This window comes from Actinoplanes sp. NBC_00393 (assembly GCF_036053395.1).
Classification (GTDB): domain Bacteria; phylum Actinomycetota; class Actinomycetes; order Mycobacteriales; family Micromonosporaceae; genus Actinoplanes.
The window spans coordinates 6,303,473-6,323,611 of record NZ_CP107942.1 but is presented as its reverse complement, the minus strand read 5'-3'; the positions used below and the strand labels follow the sequence as shown (position 1 = coordinate 6,323,611).

General features: G+C 72.1%; 16 protein-coding genes and 1 pseudogene. 14 read left to right on the top strand and 3 right to left on the bottom strand.

Going from position 1 to position 20,139, the window contains the following annotated elements; genetic code table 11:
* Positions 1–86: 86 nt before the first annotated feature.
* A complete protein-coding gene (locus tag OHA21_RS29440; RefSeq protein ID WP_328460301.1) occupies positions 87–2,552 on the top strand; it encodes a putative bifunctional diguanylate cyclase/phosphodiesterase in 2,466 nt (821 codons plus the stop codon).
* A gap of 367 nt (positions 2,553–2,919) precedes the next feature.
* Here OHA21_RS29440 and hrpB read toward each other — a convergent pair whose 3' ends face one another.
* Entirely contained in the window at positions 2,920–5,433 is a 2,514-nt protein-coding gene (hrpB, locus tag OHA21_RS29435) for an ATP-dependent helicase HrpB (RefSeq protein ID WP_328478603.1), read from the bottom strand.
* Between the two features lie 211 nt (positions 5,434–5,644).
* On the opposite strand from hrpB, the gene uraD reads away from it, so the two are divergent.
* From uraD to OHA21_RS29395, 8 genes and pseudogenes are all read left to right on the top strand, one after another.
* On the top strand, positions 5,645–6,151 hold the full coding sequence (gene uraD / locus OHA21_RS29430; RefSeq protein WP_328460299.1) for a 2-oxo-4-hydroxy-4-carboxy-5-ureidoimidazoline decarboxylase: 507 nt from the start codon (positions 5,645–5,647) through the stop codon (positions 6,149–6,151).
* Positions 6,141–6,503, top strand: coding sequence for a hydroxyisourate hydrolase (gene uraH / locus OHA21_RS29425; RefSeq protein WP_328460297.1), 363 nt, complete (start codon positions 6,141–6,143; stop codon positions 6,501–6,503). Before uraD ends, uraH begins: the two co-directional genes overlap by 11 nt.
* A 3-nt stretch (positions 6,504–6,506) precedes the next feature.
* Positions 6,507–7,367, top strand: coding sequence for a factor-independent urate hydroxylase (pucL, locus tag OHA21_RS29420; RefSeq protein ID WP_328460295.1), 861 nt, complete (start codon positions 6,507–6,509; stop codon positions 7,365–7,367).
* On the top strand, positions 7,364–8,707 hold the full coding sequence (locus OHA21_RS29415; protein ID WP_328460293.1) for an 8-oxoguanine deaminase: 1,344 nt from the start codon (positions 7,364–7,366) through the stop codon (positions 8,705–8,707). Before pucL ends, OHA21_RS29415 begins: the two co-directional genes overlap by 4 nt.
* 117 nt (positions 8,708–8,824) lie before the next feature.
* Positions 8,825–10,375 (top strand): annotated as a pseudogene (gene aceB, locus OHA21_RS29410) (malate synthase A); the annotation flags it as partial.
* A 17-nt stretch (positions 10,376–10,392) separates the two neighbouring features.
* Positions 10,393–11,529: a DUF6986 family protein gene (locus OHA21_RS29405; RefSeq protein ID WP_328460291.1), complete on the top strand. Its 1,137-nt coding sequence runs from the start codon at positions 10,393–10,395 to the stop codon at positions 11,527–11,529.
* Between the two features lie 49 nt (positions 11,530–11,578).
* Positions 11,579–12,238 carry a hypothetical protein gene (locus OHA21_RS29400; protein WP_328460288.1) on the top strand — a complete coding sequence of 220 codons (660 nt, stop codon included), beginning with the start codon at positions 11,579–11,581 and terminating at the stop codon, positions 12,236–12,238.
* Positions 12,239–12,293: 55 nt separating this feature from the next.
* Positions 12,294–12,581 (top strand): hypothetical protein, encoded by a 288-nt coding sequence (locus OHA21_RS29395; protein WP_328460286.1) that lies wholly within the window; start codon positions 12,294–12,296, stop codon positions 12,579–12,581.
* Between the two features lie 166 nt (positions 12,582–12,747).
* Here the strand turns inward: OHA21_RS29395 and OHA21_RS29390 are convergent, their stop codons facing one another.
* The gene (locus OHA21_RS29390; RefSeq protein ID WP_328460284.1) at positions 12,748–13,176 is read right to left on the bottom strand and encodes a glutaredoxin domain-containing protein; all 429 of its coding nucleotides are present in this window, start codon (positions 13,174–13,176) and stop codon (positions 12,748–12,750) included.
* 159 nt (positions 13,177–13,335) lie between these two features.
* Here OHA21_RS29390 and allB point away from each other — a divergent pair, with 159 nt between their 5' ends.
* The 5 genes from allB to OHA21_RS29365 are packed head-to-tail and all read left to right on the top strand — an operon-like array spanning position 13,336 to position 18,522.
* Positions 13,336–14,649 (top strand): allantoinase AllB, encoded by a 1,314-nt coding sequence (allB, locus tag OHA21_RS29385; RefSeq protein WP_328460282.1) that lies wholly within the window; start codon positions 13,336–13,338, stop codon positions 14,647–14,649.
* Positions 14,649–15,623: an allantoicase gene (gene alc / locus OHA21_RS29380; protein ID WP_328460280.1), complete on the top strand. Its 975-nt coding sequence runs from the start codon at positions 14,649–14,651 to the stop codon at positions 15,621–15,623. Before allB ends, alc begins: the two co-directional genes overlap by 1 nt.
* A complete protein-coding gene (locus OHA21_RS29375) occupies positions 15,620–16,738 on the top strand; it encodes a phosphotransferase (protein ID WP_328460278.1) in 1,119 nt (372 codons plus the stop codon). The genes alc and OHA21_RS29375 overlap by 4 nt, the downstream gene beginning before the upstream one ends.
* Positions 16,739–16,759: 21 nt before the next feature.
* Positions 16,760–17,869: a protein-L-isoaspartate O-methyltransferase family protein gene (locus tag OHA21_RS29370; RefSeq protein ID WP_328460276.1), complete on the top strand. Its 1,110-nt coding sequence runs from the start codon at positions 16,760–16,762 to the stop codon at positions 17,867–17,869.
* A gap of 11 nt (positions 17,870–17,880) precedes the next feature.
* Entirely contained in the window at positions 17,881–18,522 is a 642-nt protein-coding gene (locus OHA21_RS29365; protein ID WP_328460274.1) for a GNAT family N-acetyltransferase, read from the top strand.
* Here the strand turns inward: OHA21_RS29365 and OHA21_RS29360 are convergent.
* Entirely contained in the window at positions 18,471–20,054 is a 1,584-nt protein-coding gene (locus OHA21_RS29360; RefSeq protein WP_328478601.1) for a phospholipase D family protein, read from the bottom strand. The two genes, OHA21_RS29365 and OHA21_RS29360, sit on opposite strands and share 52 nt — an antisense overlap.
* Positions 20,055–20,139 lie beyond the last annotated feature (85 nt).

Genomic DNA, 20,139 nt, shown 5'->3' with positions numbered 1-20,139 from the left:
TCGGCGAACTCGCGCCCGGCGCCTCGCGCCTCTACAGCGACGCGGTGCAACTGGTCGCCGGGCTGCTCGCCGCGGGCGTATGCTTCGTGGCCGCACGGCACCGGGCCGGCGTCCGGCGGTACTGGCGGTTCCTCGCCGCCGCCGGCCTGCTCGTCTGGTCGCTGACCCGGCTCGGCCTGGTGGTCCAGGCACTGGCCGGCCACGAGCGGAGCCTGCCCGGTCCGCTCACCGACATCGGTTTCCTCGTGCTGCCCGCGTGCATGCTGTTCGGCCTGCTCGCCGCGACACACACCCGTCCGCGGCCGGTGCCCACCTCACCGCGGCGCGACCAGGTGGCCCTGGTCCTCGACAGCGTGCTCATCACCGGCTCGGTGCTGGCGCTGATCTGGTCGGTGATTCCCGGCGACCCGGTGCCCGACAGTCTGGAAACGGGCCTGCTCGCGTACCCGATCGCCGACCTGGTGCTGCTCACCATGGTCGGCCTGCTGCTCACCACCCGGCCCGACTCGCCGGCCGGGCGGCGCCCGCTCCGGCTGATCGGCGCGGCCCTGCTCGCGTTCGGCACCGCCGACACGGTCCGGCTGCTGAGCACCGGGCCGGTCTGGCTGGAGACCGCGGGATACCTGCTCGGACCGGTGTTCGTCGCGGTGGCGGCACTCAGCCCGAACCGGGCCAACCCGGACCGGCCGGTCACGGCGCTTCTCGAACGGGACTGGTTCCACCTGCTCATCCCGTACGGTCCGGTGCTGGTGGCCGGGGTGGTGCTGGCGGCGCGTACGGTCGCCGGGGATCCGTTGACGCCGTTCCAGGCGTACCTCGGCTGGCTCGGCCTGGCCCTGGTCGTCACCCGCCAGATGCTGACGATCATGGACAACACCGTGCTGCTGGACCGGGTCGCCGAGACGCAGCAGCGGTTGCACCACCAGGCGTACCACGACTCCCTCACCGGCCTGCCCAACCGCGCGCTGTTCCGGGAGCGGCTGGTGCTCGCGGTGGAGGCGCACGAGAGCCGGCAGGCGCCGGTCGCCGTGCTCTTCGCCGACCTGGACGACTTCAAGCTGATCAACGACACCTTCGGGCACGCCATGGGCGACCGGGTGCTGCACGCCGTGGGTGAGCGGATGCGCGCCTGCGTGCGTTCCACCGACCTGGTGGCCCGGCTCGGCGGCGACGAATTCGCCGTGGTCCTGGACCAGGGCGGCGAGCCGGCGCCGCTGCCGCGGCCGCCTGCCGGCCGGTTGCGCACGGTCATCAGGCAGCGTCTCGGTGGGCGTCGCTATGTGTTGTCCGCGGCGGGGGTACGGGTGAGCCCCGCTGCTGACTGGACTCCACGCCGGGCCGCTGACTCCGCCTTCGCCGCCTCACCCGCCTCGCCTTCCTCCGCCGCCTCCGCTTCGCCTGCCGCTGCTGCCTCCGCCTCGCCTGCTGCTGCGGCCTCCGCTTCGCCTGCTGCTGCGGCCTCTGTCTCGTCTGCCTCTGCTGGCTCCGCTTCGCCTGCTGCTGCGGCCGCTGCTGGCTCTGATGGTTCGTCTGTAGCCGGCTCGTCTGCTGCTGCCGAGGCCGAGGCGATCGGGCAGCGTGTTCTGGCCGCGCTCCGCGAGCCGTATGTGATCGACGGCCGCTCGGTCGGCGTCGGCGTCAGCATCGGCCTGGTCACCGCCGAACCGGGCGACCAGCTCTCCGCCGACATCCTGCTGCGCCGCGCCGATGCCGCCATGTACGCGGTGAAACGCCACGGCAAGGGCGCACTCGTCCGGTATAGCGGCCCCCGCGACACCGTCCCGAACGCCGACCTGCCCCAACTGCTGGCCGGTGCTCTCGCCGAGGGCGGCAGCCCGGCCGCCGCCGGTTTCGAGGTGCACTACCAGCCGATCGTGCGGCTCACCGACAGCGCGACGGTCGCCGTCGAGGCGCTCGCCCGCTGGACCGACCCGGTGGCCGGCCGGGTCCACCCTGACGTCTTCGTCACCATGGCCGAACGCACCGGCCTGGTCGCCGCGATCGACGACTTCGTACTGGACCGCGCCTGCGCCGACGCCGCCGCCCTGGCCGAGCGTTTCGGCCGCCCGATCGACCTGCACGTCAACGTCTCCGCCGGGCGGCTCGGCCAGGAGGGCCTCGAGGAAGCGGTGACGGCGGCCCTGGAACGGCACGGCGTACCGGCGGGCCGGCTGATCATCGAGATCACCGAAACGCTGCGGATCCCCGACCTGCCACGCGCGGCCGCCGTCGTCGCCCGGTTGCGGGACCTCGGCGTACGCGTCGCCCTGGACGACTTCGGCAGCGGCTACAACGCCCTGGCGCAGCTGCACTCCATCCCGGTCGACATCGTCAAGCTCGACTCCACGCTGACCGACATGAGCGGCGAACCGAACCGGGCCGGCGCACTCTGCCGCTCGGTGCTGGCGATCTGCGCCGAACTCGGCATCACCGTGGTGGCCGAAGGCCTGGAGACACCGGAACGCTCGCAGGCGCTGGCCGGGCTGGGCTGCCCTCTCGGCCAGGGCTACCTGTTCGGCGCCCCAGTACCACTCAGCAGACTGAACAGCTGATCAGCACCCTGCCGGAGCCCAGTTCCCGCCGCCGTCGTTCCTGTCCGACGACGTCGGCGCAGCGCGGTTGATCGGGAGCGCCCTGGGTCACCCGATCCACCACGTCTCCCGATCCACCACGTCTCCCGATCCACCACGCTCCCGCACGTCATCCGCTGCGAAGTGCCCGTGATTCTCGGATGCCACCACACCCGCTGCGGGTGTGACTACATCCGGAGCGGGTGTGAACGCTTACGGGAAGGGGTCCCTCGAATGACGCCTCCCCAGCCCGTCCCCGGACCTGCGCGGTCTCCGATCCACCCACCGCGGTGCGGTTCCGATGCCCTGCCGGCCGCGCCGGCGAGACCCCGGCACCGAAGTCTCCAGGTCATCTGGAGCGTGGGTTAGCCCGCCGAGTGGGTACCGCGGTGGTCGGGTCCTCCGGCCAGGGGTGGCGCGGATACCGCCCGCGCATCTCGGCCCGCACCTGCGGATAGCCCTGCACCCAGAAGGAGGCCAGGTCCCGGGTGACCGCAACCGGCCGCCCGGCTGGGGAGAGCAGGTGCAGCAGGACCGGCACCCGCCCGTCGGCCAGGCGGGGCGCCACCCGCCAACCGAACGCCTCCTGCACCTTGACCGCGAGCACCGGCGCCGCCGGATCGGTGTAGTCGACGCGGATCTGCGACCCGCTCGGCACCGGCAGCCGCTCGGGAGCGATCTCGTCCAGCCGGCCCGCCACCGACCACGGCAGCAGCCGGCGCAGCCCGGCGGCGACATCGAGTTTTGCCAGGTCAGCGCGGCGGCGGGCGGAACCGAGGTCGAGCCAGTCCGGCAGGGTCTCCAGGAGGGCAGCGTCGGAGACGTCCGGCCAGGGCTCGCCGAGCGCGGCATGGGCGAAGGCCAGCCGGTTGCGCAGCTCCTCGGCGTTGCGGGTCCAGGTGAGCAGGCCTAGGCCGGACTCCCGCACGCCGGTGACCAGGGCGTCCCGGATCAGGGCCGGATCGGGGTCGGCGAGCCGGACCGAGGCCAGCGTGATCGCGCCGAGCCGTCGCACCTGCCGGGCCACCACGTCACCGTCGGTCCAGCCGATCTCGGTGGCATCGGTGAGCAGCGTGGCAGCGACCTCGAGGGCGGTGGGCTCGTCGAGCGGCGCGGCGCTGCGGATCCGCGCGGTCCGCGAGCCGGCCGTGCGATCGGCCCCGGCCACCGCCAGCCACGGCACACCGGCGAGCGGGCTGCCGTCCGGCAGCGCTGCAGCGGTCCCACCGGCCATGAGATAGGCCCGCCCGCCCGGCTCCCGAACCCGTGCCACGCGCTCGGGAAAGGCCAGCCCGACCACCAGCCCAGCCGCAAGGTCATCCGGCAGCCGAGCCGCCTTGCCGGTTGGGCCTGTCTCGCCGGTCGGTCCTGCTGCGTCGGTGTCTGGTTGCCGGCCGCGGTCCACTGCGGCGAGGAGCCGGCGGACCTCAGCACGCCAGGCCTGGTCGTTGTCGCTGCGGGCGCGGCGCCAGGCGGCTGTCACGTCGCCCGCGGCGGAACGGTCGTCGTCCAGGACCGCGACGATCTCGGCAGCCCGGCGTGGCCCGATGACGGCCGCGCCGTCCAGCAGGGCGCGGGCCAGGCGTGGGTGCAGGCCGGCGCCGGCCAGGGCCCGGCCGCGTGGCGTGACCCGGCCGTCCGCGTCGACGGCGCCGAGATCGTGCAGCGTCGCGGTGGCGGCCCGCAGCGCCCCGGCCGGTGGTGGGTCGGGGAGGGCGAGCCCACTGCCGTCCGGATGGCCCCACAACGCCAGGTCCAGCACGAAGCCGGTGAGGTCGGCAGCCGCGATCTCCGGCTCGGGCTGCGCGGGCAGCCGGTCGTGCAGCGCGGGTGACCAGCAGCGATAGACCCGGCCGGGCGCTTCCCGCCCGGCCCGTCCGGCGCGCTGCTCAGCAGAGGACCGGGAGACCGGCACGGTGGCCAGGGCGCCGAGACCACGGGCATGGTCCATCCGCGGCACCCGGCTGAGGCCCGCGTCGACCACCGCGCGCACTCCGGGCACGGTCAGGCTGCTCTCGGCGACCGCCGTCGCCAGCACCACCCGGCGCCGCGGCCCGGCGCGCAGGGCCGCGTCCTGGGTCGCGCCGGACTGCCGGCCGTGCAGGGTGAGCACCTCGGCGTCCACCCCGCCCAGCCGCCGGGCGACAGTGTCGATCTCCCGGGCGCCGGGCAGGAAGACCAGCACGTCGCCGTCGTCCTCGGCGAGCGCCCGGCGGGTGGTGGCCGCGACGTGGTCGAGCAGCCGCGGATCGACCCGCAGACCGAGCGGGGGAGCGATCGGTCCGGACGGTGGTGCCCAGATCACCTCCACCGGATGGGTGCGGGCGTGGGCGGTGAGCACCGGCGCCCCGCCCAGGACGGCGGCCAGCCGATCCGAGTCGGCGGTGGCCGAGGTGGCGAGCAACCGCAGCTCCGGCCGGAGCGCGGCGCGGACCTCGACCAGGAACGCCAGCGCCAGATCGGAGTCGAGATGCCGCTCGTGGCACTCGTCGAGCACGACCGTGGTGGTGCCGGCCAGCTCAGGATCGCTCTGCAGACGGCGGACCAGCAGGCCGGTGGTCACCACCTCGACCACGGTCTCCCGGGACACCTGCCGGTCGCCACGAACCGCATAGCCCACCCGGGCGCCGACCTTCTCGCCGAGCAGGGCGGCCATCCGGCGGGCCGCGGCCCGTGCGGCGACCCGGCGCGGCTCGGCGACGATCACGCGCCCGCCCGGCTCGGCGAGCGCCAGTGGGACCAGCGTCGTCTTGCCGGTGCCCGGCGGCGCCACCAGCACGGCCGCTCCCGCCTCGGCCAGCGTGCCGGCCACCTCGGGCAGCACAGGACGGACCGGAAGGTCGGGCAACGCGTCGGCAGGGATCAGCACGGGCCCAGTCTGGCCCATGCGTACGACAACTCCGCGCGTTGTCCACAGCCCCGCCGAACCGCATCGCCGTTGTCCACAGCCTGAGCGACCGGCGATGTTTCGGGCCGGGATTCGTGGCAGGGTGGCCGTGTTAATTCTTCGGTCCGCCGCTGCATCCGACGGACCGATCCTGCTTGACTGATCAAGATCGTGAAGGAGGTGACGAGTGAGCGCTGTGGAGACCTTCAACGGGCTGCCCGCCGAGCGCCTGGAGAAGGACCTGCTCGCCTGCCTGGCCGCGCCGTCCTGGGGCGCCGAGATCATCGCCAAGCGGCCGTATCCGGACCGGGCCGGGCTGCTCGCCGCGGCCGATGCCGCCGCGAGCGCGCTGAGCTGGCCGGATGTGCTGGGCGCCCTGTCCGCGCACCCGCGGATCGGCGAGCGGGCCGCCGGGGATTCGAAGGAGGCGTCCTGGTCCCGGACCGAGCAGTCAGCCGCGGCGCAGACCGCTGACGACGTCACCAGGGCCGCCCTGATCGAGGCCAACCGGGCGTACGAGGCTCGGTTCGACCACGTCTTCCTGATCTTCGCGAGCGGCCGGAGCCAGCCGGAGATCCTGGCCGCGGCACGCGAGCGTCTCGGCAACGGCGAGGAGACCGAGCGGGCGATCGTCCGGGACGAGCTGCGCAAGATCGCGCGGCTCCGGCTGGAGCGGGTGCTTGATGCCCTCTGATGACGGCACCGCGGCCGAGGTCCACGCCCGGATCTCGACACACATCCTGGACACCGTGACCGGCGATCCGGCCCGCGACGTCTACGTGCGGCTGGAGCGGCGCGACTCGGACGGCTGGCGCACCGTCGACGAGGGGCGCACCGACGACGACGGCCGCCTGCGCTACCGGGTGCCGATGCACGACTGGCAGGCCGGCGGCTACCGCCTCTTCTTCTACGTGGAGCCCTACCTGGGCGGTGACTGCTTCTTCCCGGAGATCACGGTCGCCTTCCACGTGCACGACCCGGACCGGCATTATCACGTGCCGCTGCTGCTCAGCCGGTACGGCTACACCACCTACCGAGGGAGCTGAGCCGTGGCGATCGTGCTCGGACCGAACCGTTACGGCAAGGCGGAGACCCGGCTGGTCCGGGTGTCCCGCGACGGTGACACGCACGCTCTGGTGGATCTCAACGTCAGCGTCGCCCTCTCCGGTGACCTGGCCGCGACCCACCTGACCGGCGACAACTCCGGTGTCCTGCCGACCGACACGATGAAGAACACGGTCTACGCGTTCGCCAAGGAGCACGGTGTCGGTGAGCCGGAGGCGTTCGCGCTGCTCCTGGGCCGGCACTTCGTCGCGACCCAGGAGCAGGTGCACACCGCGAAGATCTCGATCGAGTCGTTCGCGTGGGACCGGCTCGGCCCGCACTCGTTCCAGAAACGCGGCGACCACACGAGGACGACCGTGGTGACGGTGACCGCGGATGCCGTTCAGGTGGTCTCCGGCGTCACCGGGCTGGTGCTGCTGAACTCGACGGATTCCGAGTTCCACGGCTTCGTCGAGGACAGGTTCACGACGTTGCCGCCGGCCACCGACCGGATCCTGGCCACCGCGGTCGACGCGCGCTGGCGGCACCTCGGCGACGACACCGATTGGGGCAAGTCGTTCACGGGAGCGCTGGACGCGCTGGTGAGGGCGTTCGTCGGCACCTACAGCTATTCGCTGCAGCAGACCCTGTACGCGATGGGAAACGAGGTCCTGACCGCCCGCCCGGAGATTGCCGAGGTGCGGCTGGCCCTGCCGAACAAGCATCACTACCTGGTCGATCTCTCCCGGTTCGACCTGGCCAACGACAACGAGGTGTTCATCGCCGGCGACCGGCCGTACGGGTTGATCGAAGGCACCGTGACCCGCGATGACGCGCCCCCGGCCCTGGCGGAGTGGTGGCTGTGATCATCATCGAGAACGCTGCGATCGCCACGGTCGACGGCGAGGGCACGGAGTACACCGATGGCCATGTCGTGGTCGGCGACGACGGCCGGATCGCCGCTGTCGGCACCGGAAGATCCGATGTTCCCGGGCAGAGATTCGACGGGTCGGGCTGCCTGGTCACTCCGGGACTGGTGAACACCCATCACCACCTTTATCAGTGGGCCACCCGCGGCCTCGCCCTCGACGAGACCCTGTTCGGCTGGCTGACCACGCTCTACCCGATCTGGGGCCGGCTCGACGCGGAGATCGTCGGCGCGGCGGCCGGCGCCGGCCTGGGCTGGCTGGCGCTGTCCGGGTGCACCACGTCGATGGATCACCACTACGTCTTCCCCCGGGACGGCGGCGACGTGCTGGCGGCCGAGATCGAGGCGGCCCGCCGGATCGGGCTGCGGTTCCACCCGACCCGTGGCTCGATGGACCTGAGCCGCAAGGACGGTGGCCTCCCACCGGACCACGTCGTCGAGGAAACTGACGAGGCGCTGGCGGCCACCGAGGCGGCGATCGACCGCTGGCACGATCCGTCGCCGGACGCGATGTTGCAGATCGCGGTGGCGCCCTGTTCGCCGTTCTCGGTCACCACCCGGCTCATGGAGGAGGCCGCTGTCCTGGCCCGTCGCAAGGGCGTCCGGTTGCACACCCACCTCGCCGAGACCGACGACGAGGAGGAGTTCTGCCGCAAGCAGTTCGGCTGCACGCCGGTGGAGTATGCGGAGCGCGTCGGCTGGCTGGGCGACGACGTCTGGCTGGCGCACGGTGTGCACCTGGACGACTCGGCGATCGCGCGGCTCGGCGCGACCGGCACCGGCGTCGCGCACTGTCCGAGCTCGAACGCGCGGCTCGGGGCCGGGGTCGCCCGGGTGCGGGAATTGCTCGATCACGGCGTACCCGTCGGTCTCGGTGTCGATGGGTCGGCCTCGCAGGAGGTCTCGCATCTCGGTGCTGAGCTGCGGCAGGCGCTCTACACCGCGCGCTTGCGCGGTGGCCCGAAGGCGATGGACGCCCGTGCGGCGCTGCGGCTCGGCACCATCGGTGGGGCCCGCTGCCTGGGGCGGCAGGACGATCTCGGCTCGCTCGAGGTGGGCAAGCTGGCCGACCTGGTGCTGTGGCGGCTGGACGGGCTCGGTCACGACGGCATCGACGACAAGGTCGCCGCTCTGGTCTTCGGCCCACCGGCCCGGGTCGAGCTGGCGCTGGTCGGCGGCCGGCCGGTGGTCGAGCGCGGCGAGCTGGTGCATGCCGACGCCGACGTGCTCACCGCGGAGGCCCGGCGGGCACACCGGCGCCTCATGCAGGCGACGTAGAACAGAGACATAGATAGAGAAGAAAGCCACAGTCTCCAGGTGGTAGACCGGAGGCAGAGACCATGAATAATGCTCGATTACGGTACGGGGGAGTAACCACACCGAGAGGAACCGTCAACGATGACCGAGATCCTGTCCGACGAGGCGGTGGCGTTCGTCGCCGACCTGAACCGGCGATTCCGGGCGCGCCGTAACGAGCTGCTCGAGGCTCGCGCTGCCCGCCGCGCGGAGATCGCCGCGGGGGCCGGCCTCGGCTTCCTCGCCGAGACCGCGGACATCCGCGCCGCCGAGTGGTCCGCCCCGCCGGCCCCTGCCGACCTGCAGGACCGCCGCGTCGAGATCACCGGCCCGACCGAGCGGAAGATGACGATCAACGCGCTCAACTCCGGCGCCAAGGTGTGGTTGGCCGACCTGGAGGACGCGAACACCCCGCACTGGTCGAACGTGGTCGACGGCCAGCAGAACCTCTACGACGCGATCCGGCGGACCATCTCGCTGGAGACTCCGGCCAAGAAGTACGAGCTCAAGGGCGGGCCGTACCCGACTATTGTGATGCGCCCGCGCGGCTGGCACCTGGACGAGCGGCACCTGCCGGTGGACGGCGAGCCGGCTGTCGGCGCGCTGGTCGATTTCGGTCTCTACTTCTTCCACAACGCCGCCGAGTTGCTGGAGCGGGGGAGCGGTCCGTACTTCTACCTGCCCAAGATGGAGTCCCACAAAGAGGCTGAGCTGTGGAACGACGTCTTCACGTACGCGCAGGAGCAGCGAGGCATCCCGGTCGGCACCATCCGGGCCACGGTGCTGATCGAGACCATCCCGGCCGCGTTCGAGATGGAGGAGATTCTGTACGCGTTGCGCCCGCACATCTCCGGACTCAACGCCGGCCGCTGGGACTACCTGTTCAGCATCATCAAGTACTTCCGCGACAACCCGAACATGATCCTTCCCGACCGGGCCGCGGTGACGATGACGGCGCCGTTCATGCGGGCGTACACCGAGTTGCTCGTCTCCACCTGCCACCGGCGGGGCGCGTTCGCGATGGGCGGCATGGCCGCGTTCATCCCGAGCCGGCGCGACGAAGAAGTCAACAAGGTCGCGCTCACCAAGGTCCGTGAGGACAAGGAGCGCGAGGCCGGCGACGGCTTCGACGGCTCCTGGGTGGCGCACCCCGACCTGGTCCCGGTCTGCAAGGAGATCTTCGACCGGGTGCTCGGCGACAAGCCGAACCAGCTCGGCAAGTTGCGTCCCGACGTCGCCGTCGACGCCGCGGACCTGCTCAACGTGGCCGGCACCGGCGGCGGCGTCACCCGGGCCGGTCTGCACAACAACGTCAACGTGGCCCTTCAGTACCTGGAGGCCTGGCTGCGCGGCAACGGTGCGGTGGCGATTCACAACCTGATGGAGGACGCGGCCACCGCCGAGATCTCCCGTTCGCAGGTCTGGCAGTGGATCCACAACGGCGTGAAGCTCGAGGACGGCACCCCGATCACCGCCGAGTTGGTCGGCCGGATCGAGGACGAGGAACTCGCCAAGATCCGCGAGACGGTCGGTGACGAGGCGTGGACCGCTGGGCGCTACGACGACGCCCGCAAGCTGTTCGAGCGGGTCGCCCTCGCCGACGACTTCGCCGACTTCCTGACCAGTGCCGCTTACGACTCCATCGACTGATCTCCGGAGACCTGAGAATGCGCCTGTCCGATCATGACTACACCGAGATCGACGGGCGCCTCGCTGCCCACGACGCGTTCCTCCGGGCCCGTTACCCGGGGGAGCGCGCCGGGCGGCAACCCGTGCACACCGTCTACGTGCCCGCCGACCGGCTCGACGGCTTTCGGGACTGGGGCGCGACCGCCCTGCAGGCGATGGACGAGCACGATTTCCCCTGGCCGGACCCGTCGGTGCGGGCCAAGCTGGAGCGTGAGCCGATCGAGGACCTGCGGGTCGACTTCGAGGACGGCTACGGCGTGCGCGACGACGACCAGGAGGACGCGGCGGTCGAGAAGGCGGCCGCGATCCTGGCCGCCGGCCCGAAACCGCCGTTCCTCGGCATCCGGATCAAATCCCTCGAAGCCGCCACCCGCCGCCGCTCGCTGCGCACCCTGGATCTCTTCCTCGAGACCTACCAGGACCTCTTCACCATCACTCTGCCCAAGGTCAGCGGTACCGATCAGGTCGCCACGATGGTCACCCTCTGCGAGAAACTCGAGCATGCGTACGGGTTGAGCGCCGGAACCCTGACCTTCGAGATCCAGATCGAGCTGCCGTCCGCGGTGCTGGCCGCCGACGGGACCGCCACCGTTGCCCGGCTCATCACGGCAGTCGATGGCCGGTGCACGGGGTTGCACTACGGCACCTACGACTACAGCGCGGCCGCCGGGGTGGCCGCGGCCTACCAGTCGATGGAGCATCCGGTGGCCGACTACGCCAAGGCCGTGATGCAGGCCGCTGCCGCACAGACGGGTGTGCGCCTCTCCGACGGCTCCACGAACATCCTCCCGGTGGGCTCCTCGGAACAGGTCCGTGCCGCCTGGGAGCTGCACCACCGGCTGGTCCGCCGCTCCCTGGAACGCGGCTTCTACCAGGGCTGGGATCTGCACCCCGCACAGCTGCCCAGCCGGTACGCCGCCACCTACGAATTCTTCCGCGACGGCCGGGACGCCGCCGTCGAGCGACTGCACCGCTACCTGGACCGGCAGGACAGCGGCATCGCCGACGAGCCGGCCACCGCCCGCGCGCTCGCCGGCTACCTGCTCCGCGGTCTCGACTGCGGCGCCCTGACCGACGCCGGGTTCACCCGCGAGCAGCTCACCGCATTGGCCTGAAGCACGACACGGGGCAGCGGAGAGCGCATCGATGCGGCACCATGCCGCGGTGGGCTACAACACCTTCTTCACCGGACAGGTGAGCGTTGATCCGCCGCTCAACGCGTACGAAATCGAGTATCTTGACCGGTTCTCCCGGGTCCGGCATTCGCACCGGGCGACCGGGCTCTACGTGGTCGACGGCGCCGACGAGTCCGACGTGGTTAACGACAGCGAGCCGCAGCCCGGTCTGCCCGGCTACTGGTGCCAGTGGGTGCCGGACCCGGCCGGGAAGACTCTGGCCTGGGACGAGGAGGAGAAGTTCTACTACGCCGAGCTGTGGATGGCGTATGTGATCGACACCTTCCTGAAACCGGGCGCCACGGTCGCGGCTGAGCTCGCCGAACCGGTGCCCGGCCGGGTGTACCCGGAGGCGTTCCGGCATTTCACCTTCGACCACGTGGTGAACGGGGTGATCGACGCCGAGGGTGACGAGGAGGACGACGTCTGGCGGATCGAGGTCCGTGACAATGCCGTCCACGTGGTCCGGTTGGTGACCCGGCCGGACTACTACACGTTCGACGAGTTGCCGCCGCAGGAATGGGGGACTGACGTGTGGGACCGGTTCGCGGCGGCGACCCGGCACAACTACGCCTATGTCATCCGCGACGGTGCGGCGCAGGAAATCGGGCCGGCCGCCGAATCCGGCTTTGATCCGATCGAACCTTAGGCGTCCCCCGCGGGTACTACCTGGCGGGCGCGCGACCGGTCATGGAGGCAACGTAGTGCGGTACATCTCGTTCACGCCGTGGAAGCGGGGCGCCGCGGCGCTCGAACACAGCTGGCAGCGGCCGTCCTGGCACTGCCGGGCCTGTGGCGCCGCCTGGCCGTGCGCTCCGGCGCAGGCCAGCCTGACCGGCAACGACGCCGACCGGGTTTCGCTGGCCATGTACATGTGGGGCAACCTCGATCTGGCCATGCTCGATCTGCCCCGGCGCACGCCGGCGGAACTCTTCGACCGCTTCGTCGGCTGGACCCACCGGCACCACCACACAGCCCGCGCCAGCGAATAGAGCCGCGGCAGCCCGCCGCGGCGGTCGGCAGCGTGCGGCGGTCGGCAGCGTGCGGCGGTCGGCAGCGTGCGGCGGTCGGCAGCGCGCGGCGGTCGGCAGAAAAGGGTGGGCAGAAAGGGCGGCAGCCGCAGCGGCGGCAGGCGCTGCGGCTGCGGTGAGGAAGGGCTCAGGTCTGGGCGGGCGCGATCTGGTCGCGGACCCAGCTCGGGTCCGGGTTGACGTAGGCCTGCCCGCCCAGCACCACAGTAGGCACCGTCTCGTCACCGCCGGTGATTTCTCGGACTGCGGCGGCGCCCTCCGGGTCGTGCCAGATGTCGACCCAGTGCAGGCGGGCGGCGTCCGGGCCGAGGCGCGCCCGCATGCGGATGCAGAAGGGGCAGCCGGGCCGCCAGTAGATCACCGGGCGGCCGTCCGCGCGGGCCTCGGCGGCGCTCGTGGAACGTGGAAAGACCTGCGGTGACACTGCCACGGCCAGGCCCAGGAAGATGAGCAGCACGAAAGCCGCCGCACCGGGTGAACCGTCGCCGACCTTGACCGAGGCGATGAGCACACCGCAGGCGGCCGTCAACGCCGCCAGCCTCCACCGTCGCACCATGGAGCGGGAGGCTACTCCGTTACTCGCGGTAGCGATATCCCCGACCGGGCGGATGAGCATCCGGTGAAACAAACCACGGATAGGGTCGGCCCATGGTTGATCTGGTGGGGCGGGCCCGCGGTGCGGTGACGCCCGTGGGTGGGCGGTCGGCGGCGGCCCATGGTTGATCTGGTGGTGCGGTCCCGGCGTGCGATCACGCCGGAGGGTGAGCGGGCGGCCGCGGTCGCTGTCGAGGGCGGACGGATCGTCGCGGTCCACGGCTACGACGCCCGGATCGAGGCTGCCGAAGTGGTGGATCTCGGCGACACCGCGCTGCTGCCCGGCCTGGTGGACACGCACGTGCACGTCAACGAGCCGGGGCGCACCGAGTGGGAGGGTTTCGCCACCGCGACCCGGGCGGCGGCGGCCGGCGGGGTCACCGCGATCGTCGACATGCCGCTGAACAGCCTGCCGCCCACGGTGAACACCGACGCGCTGGCGATCAAGCAGAAGGCCGCCGCCGGCCAGTGCCATGTGGACGTCGGGTTCTGGGGCGGCGCGATCCCCGGCAACGCGGGCGAGCTGCCCGACCTGCACGGCGCCGGGGTCTACGGCTTCAAGGCGTTCCTCGCCGACTCGGGGGTGCCGGAGTTCCCGCCGGTCGACGCGGCACAGTTGGCCGAGGCGATGCAGGCGGTGGACGCCTTGTTCGTGGTGCACGCCGAGGATCCGTACCACCTGCACGCGGCGGCGAGCTCGGCCGCGTACGCCGACTTTCTGGCCTCGAGACCGGCTGACGCCGAGCATGCCGCGGTGGCCACCGCGATCGCGGTCGCCCGCGATGCGGGCCGGCGGGTGCACATCCTGCATCTCTCCGCGGCTTCCGCGCTGCCGTTGATCGCTCAGGCAAGAGCCGATGGCGTACGCGTGACCGCCGAAACCTGCCCCCACTATCTGACCCTGGACGCGGCTGCGATCCCGGACGGCGCCACCGAGTTCAAGTGCTGTCCGCCGATCCGGGACGCCGCCAACGCCGACCTGCTCTGGGCCGCCCTGGCCGACGGCCTGATCACCTGTGTCGTCAGCGACCACTCGCCCTGCACGCCCGACCTGAAGCGCCAGGAGACCGGTGATTTCGCGGCGGCCTGGGGCGGGATCGCCTCGGTGCAGCTCGGCCTCCCGGTGATCTGGACCGCCGCCGCGGAACGCGGACACACCCTCGCCGACGTGGTCGACTGGATGGCACGCCGCCCCGCCGACCTGGTGGGGCTGCGGCAGAAGGGGCGGATCGCGGTGGGCGCCGACGCCGACCTGGTGGCCTTCGAGCCGGATGAGGAGTTCACGGTCGATCCGCACACTTTGCATCACCGCAATCCGGTCACCCCGTACGCGGGAAAGGTGTTGCGGGGTGTGGTCGGCACCACCTGGCTGCGCGGGCAGAAAGTGACCGGCGCTGAGGCTCGCGGCAGGTTCCTGATCCGAGGGGAGAACTGATGGAGGACTTCACCACGCTGCCCGACCTGGCGTCGCGGGCGTTCGGCGGTGGCGTCGTCTCGGCCAACGACGAGTTCTTCGCCGCCGCGGATCACCTGGTCCTGCCGGATCCGCCGGGGCATGCGCCGAAGACTTTCGACCACAAGGGACAGGTCTACGACGGCTGGGAGACGCGCCGCCGCCGGGCGGCCGGGCACGACTTCGCGATCGTGCGGCTCGGCGCGGCCGGCGTGATCCACGGCGTGGATATCGACACAGCGTTCTTCACCGGCAACTACCCTCCGTACGCATCTGCGGAGGCCGTCGCGGTCCCCGGCTACCCGGGGCCGGACGAACTGGCCGCCGCCGAGTGGGCCGAGATCGTGCCGCGCTCGTCGCTGAAGGGCGACAGCAGGAACCTGTTCCCGGTCGCCGACCGCCGCCGCTGGACCCACGTGCGGCTGCGGATCTTCCCGGACGGCGGGGTGGCCCGGCTGCGGGTCCACGGCGAGGTGGTCCCCGACCCGGCGCTGCTGCCGAAGGTCTTCGACGTGGCCGCGGCGGAATACGGCGCCACCGTCGTCGACTGCAGCAACATGTTCTACGGCAACCCGCAGCGGATGCTGATGCCCGGCCGGGCCCGCAACATGGGCGACGGCTGGGAGACCTCCCGGCGGCGCGACGACGGCAACGACTGGGTGCTGGTGCAGCTCGCCGCCCCGGCCCGGCTGCGCTTCGCCGACCTGGACACCAGCCACTTCAAGGGCAACGCGCCCGGCTGGGCCGCGCTCACCGGGATCACCGCCGAGGGCGACCAGGTCGAGCTGCTGCCGAGGACCGCGTTGCGCCCGGACACCCCGCACCGGTTCCGGCTGCGCAAAGGCCCGGAGGTGACCCACGCCCGGCTGGACGTCTTCCCGGACGGCGGGATGGCCCGGCTGCGTCTGCTGGGCCGTGCCGACCGCGATCATCTATGGGCGAGAATGCGACGGTGACTCGTACCGTCTCGCTGGTCCTGGTCGATCCTTCGGGCACGCTGCTCGGGGCCCTGCCGCCGTTCCCGGTCGCCACACCCTGGTGGCAGGAGGTCGCGGAGTTCGGTTATCCCGTGCTCCGCCTGCTGCACGCCGACCGGGAGCATCCGCCCGGCGGGCACGTCACCTACCTCGCCGAGGCCTCGGAACGGCCGGCCGGGCTGCTGCCGGTCGACGTGGACCTGGCGCCGCATCCGAAGCGGGCGCCCTACGCCGAGATCGGCGGGCCGGCCGCGTCGGTGGCGTGGGCGGCCGGCGCGCTCGACCGGATCGGGCTGACCGGGACCGTCGCCCGTCAGCAGCGCACCTGGAACCTGTCGGCGATCTGGCGGTTCGACCTGCCGGACGGGACGCCGGCGGCCTGGCTCAAGCAGGTCCCGGCGTTCTTCCGGCACGAGCCCGTGGTGCTCGGCCTGGTCGACGCGGTGTCGCCGGGCCTGGTCCCGTACGTGCTGGCGGCCGGCGACGAGGGCCGGATGCTGCTGGCGCACGTGCCGGGCGAGGACCGCTACGAGGCCGGTCCGGAGCTGTGCGCCGAGGTGGCGGCGGCGTTCCACCCGGTGCAGGAGCATTTCGCCGGGCGGGTAGGGGAACTGCTCGCGGCCGGGGTGCCGGACCACCGGCTGAACCCGGAACGGTTCGCGGCGGTGGCGGCTCCGTACCTCGACGACATTCCCGGGCTCGCCGAACTGATCGACGGGCTGCCGGCGCGGTTCGCCGAGGTGGCGGCGTGCGGCCTGCCGGACACGCTGATCCACGGGGATCTGCATCCGGGCAACGTGCGGACCGACGGCGCCGAATCCCTGGTGATCGTGGACTGGGGCGACTCGGGCGTCGGCAACCCGGCCTTCGACATCCTGCGGCTCGGGGGCGATCTGCGGGCCTGGGCGGACCGGTGGCGGGCATCCGCGCCGGGCAGCGATCCGCAACGGGCGGTCGACCTGCTGCGACCGGTGGCGGCGCTGCGCGGGGCGGTCGCCTACGCCGGGTTCGTCGCGAACATTGAGCCGGCCGAATGGCCGTACCACGCCGGTGACGTGCCGGCCAACCTCGCCGCAGCGGTGAAGGCGGCCTGAAAGGGGCCTACCGTGGCAGGCATGGACCATGCCCGCCGGCACTACCTCGACCAGATCCGCCGCGACGGCGTCACCCTGGCGCCGGCCGTGGCCAAGGCGTTCGGCGCGGTGCCCCGCGAGGTCTTCGTCCCGGACGGCTTCTACACCGGCGACGGCAGGCGGGTGCTCCCGGCCGACCCGGAGTTCCTGCCCACCGTCTACAGCAACGACGTGCTGGTCACCAAGCTGACCGGCGACGTGCCGGTCAGCTCGTCCAGCCAGCCGTCGCTCATGGCGCTCATGATCGACGCGCTCGGCGTGCAGCCCGGCATGCGGGTCCTCGAGATCGGCGCCGGCACCGGCTACAACGCGGCGTTGCTGGCCACCATGGGGGCGGTGGTCACCACAGTGGACGTGCAGCCGGACGTCGCGGACCGGGCCCGGTCCGCGCTGGCCCGGGCCGGCATCGGCGGGGTACGGGTGGAGACCGCCGACGGCTACACGGCGGGCCCCGACGGCCGGTACGACCGGATCATCGTGACCGTGGGCGTGGCCGGGGTCTCCCCGCACTGGCTGGACCGGCTGGCGCCGGGCGGCGTGATCGTCGTACCGGTCGAGCATGCCGGCACCCACCCGGTCCTGGCCGTCCGCAACGGTGCCGAGGACGAGGTGACCGGCGCGGTGGTCTGCCCAGCGGGTTTCATGAGCGCCGCCGGCCCGCTCACCGCCCAGCACACCGGCAGCCACCCGCAGCCGACGGTCTTCGCCGGTGACCTGGACGAGACCGCCGAACAGCGGTGGGATCCCGCCCTGGACGCGCTCGCCTACCGGGACCTCTGGTACGCGGCCGGCGCCTGGCACCACCGGGTCACCCGGGCCGGGGTGCCCCGCCGGGAGCAGACCTGTTTCGCCCTGGTCGACGACAGCGGCGCCGCGGGGGCGGCCGTGCTGCCGGACGGCAGGGTCCTCGCATCCGGCCCCGCAGCCGAGCAGTACACCGCTGTCGCGGTGGCCCTCGCCGAACGCTGGTGGGCACTGGGACGGCCGCCGATGCGGGCGTGGCGGGTGGGGCTGGCTCCCGGCGGAGACCCGGCGGCGCCGATCCGGGTGCCGCGTACCTGGACGCTCACGCGCCGGCCCGATCCCGCCTAAGCTCGCATGTCATGGACATCTCGGTGGTTCCGGCGAACGAGGCGTCCTGGGCGGATCTGCAGACGGTCTTCGGCACCCGTGGCGAGCCGGCCCGCTGCCAGTGCCAATGGTTCAAGATCACGGCGGCCGAGTGGCGGTCCGTGCCGGTCGGGGAGCGGGCCCGCCGGCTGCACGAGCAGACCGGCTGCGACGACCCGGCGGCGGAGTCGAGCAGCGGCCTGGTGGCGTACTTCGAGGGGGAGCCGGCCGGCTGGTGCGCGGTCGAGTCCCGCACGGTGTACCCCCGGCTGGGCTCGGCTCGGGTGCCGTGGGCGGGGCGCGACGAGAGGCGGACCGATCCGGATGTCTGGGCTGTGACCTGCTTCGTCACCCGGACCGGATATCGCCGTCGCGGCGTCAGCCGGGCTCTCGCCGCGGCCGCCGTGCCGTTCGCGCGTGACCGCGGGGCCCGGGCGCTGGAGGGCTATCCGATCGTCACCGTCGCCGGCCGGGAGTACACCTGGGGCGAGCTCTACGTCGGCAGCTACCAGATCTTCGTCGACGCCGGTTTCGCCGAGGTCAGCCGGCCGACGCCGCGGCGCGCGGTGATGCGGGTCGAGCTTCACCAGGAGGCGGCCCGGCGATCCCGCCAGGGCCGGCCGTCCGGGTCGTAGACCAGCCGGTACGCGGGAGTCGCCCACCACCGCTGATACCAGGGCAGCCGGCTCGTCTCGTGCGGGATCAACCGGCCCGGCGGCCGCGGACCCTGCCGGCCCCCGTCCCGCCACTCCCGCAACCGGTCGGCGGCTTCGGTCATCGCCTCGATCGCGGACGCCGGATCCAGCAGGTCGGCGTCGTCGTCCTCGGCCCGGTCCAGGTGCTCGCGCATCAGCGAGAGCCGCAGCTCGCGGGCGAACTGCCGGGCGCCGTCGCCGAGCCCCGCCGGATCGGCGGGCTCCCGCTCGTCCCGGGTGCCGTCGAGCACCGCGCAGGACAGCTCGCTGTCGTGCGTCCACGAACGACGGTTGAAGTTGTCGCTGCCGACACTGCACCAGACGTCGTCGATCACGCAGACCTTGGCGTGCACGTAGATCGGCGTGCCCGCGTGATTCTCCAGGTCGAAGACGTGCACCCGGTCGGCCGCGGCCTTCTTGCAGAGCTCGATCGCCTGCTCCCGGCCGACCTGGTTGGGCGGCAGCGCGAACGCGCCGTCCACGTCCGGGTGCCGGGGGACCACGGCGACCAGGTGCAGGTCCGGGTTGTCACGCATCGCCTCGGCGAACAGCTGCGCGACCTCCTTGGACCACAGGTACTGGTCCTCCAGGTAGACGAGCCGCCGGGCCCGCTTGATCGCCTTGGTGTAGCCGCGGGCCACCGACCTTTCGCCGAGCTTGGCGAACCCGTACGCCGGGCGCATCGCCGGATATGTCCGCAGCACCTGCACGGTCATCGAGCCGCACTCCGGCGGGTCCGAGGGCTGCGGCGGCAACCGGTCGGCCCGCATGTCCTCGTGCCGCAGCATGTCCGTGGCCGTGGAGATCGGGCCGTGCTGGTCGAGCGGCGCCGGATCGTTCCACCGCTCCCGGAACGAGGTGTCCAGCGCGCCGACCACCGGACCGCGCAACGCCAGCTGGACGTCGTGCCAGGGCGGATGCGGCCCGTACGCCTTCGCCATCCGCACCGCCTGCCGGTCCCCGTGGTGCTCCGCGTCGTCGCGCCGGCTGTGACACAGGTCGATCCCGCCCGCGAACGCGATGTCCCGCTCCGGATGCTCCGGATGCCGCAGCACGACCAGCTTCTGATGGTGCGAGCCGCCCCGCCGCACCCGCTGATCGAGCAGCACCTCACCGCCGCCGGCCTCGATGTCGTCGCTCAGCGTGCGGTTCTCCTCCTCGCTGTAGGCGAGTTTGTCCAGATGGGACCGCCACAGCAGCCCCTTGACCACGACACCGCGCTTGGCTGCCGCCGCGAACAGCTCGGCGATCGTCGGCCCGCCGTCGTGCATCTGCTCGTCCGGGTCACCCCGCCAGTCGGTGAAGAAGAGATGATCACCGGCCGCCAGCGCTTCCACCTCGGATAACAACCGATCGAAGTACATTTGCCCGTGAATAAGTGGCTCGACCGTGTTTCCGGTGTTCCATGTGGGTATGGAGGTGTCCGGGTTGCCGCGTTCGGCAGCGGTGAGAAGCCATTCCTGCGGCGGCACAGCAACCCCTTCGAGGTCGACGACGCCCTCACCGTAAGCCTCCCGCACGCCGCCCGCACCCCGGAGCGGTACCCCCGATCCCGCG

What these genes read in the sequence shown, in the direction of transcription:
- uraH (WP_328460297.1), top strand. Translation starts at nt 6,141, where the DNA reads ATGCCCTCTGATGACGGCACCGCGGCCGAGGTCCACGCCCGGATCTCG.
- OHA21_RS29405 (WP_328460291.1), top strand. Translation starts at nt 10,393, where the DNA reads ATGCGCCTGTCCGATCATGACTACACCGAGATCGACGGGCGCCTCGCT.
- OHA21_RS29390 (WP_328460284.1), bottom strand. Translation starts at nt 13,176, where the DNA reads ATGGTGCGACGGTGGAGGCTGGCGGCGTTGACGGCCGCCTGCGGTGTG.
- allB (WP_328460282.1), top strand. Translation starts at nt 13,336, where the DNA reads ATGGTTGATCTGGTGGTGCGGTCCCGGCGTGCGATCACGCCGGAGGGT.
- alc (WP_328460280.1), top strand. Translation starts at nt 14,649, where the DNA reads ATGGAGGACTTCACCACGCTGCCCGACCTGGCGTCGCGGGCGTTCGGC.
- OHA21_RS29370 (WP_328460276.1), top strand. Translation starts at nt 16,760, where the DNA reads ATGGACCATGCCCGCCGGCACTACCTCGACCAGATCCGCCGCGACGGC.
- OHA21_RS29365 (WP_328460274.1), top strand. Translation starts at nt 17,881, where the DNA reads ATGGACATCTCGGTGGTTCCGGCGAACGAGGCGTCCTGGGCGGATCTG.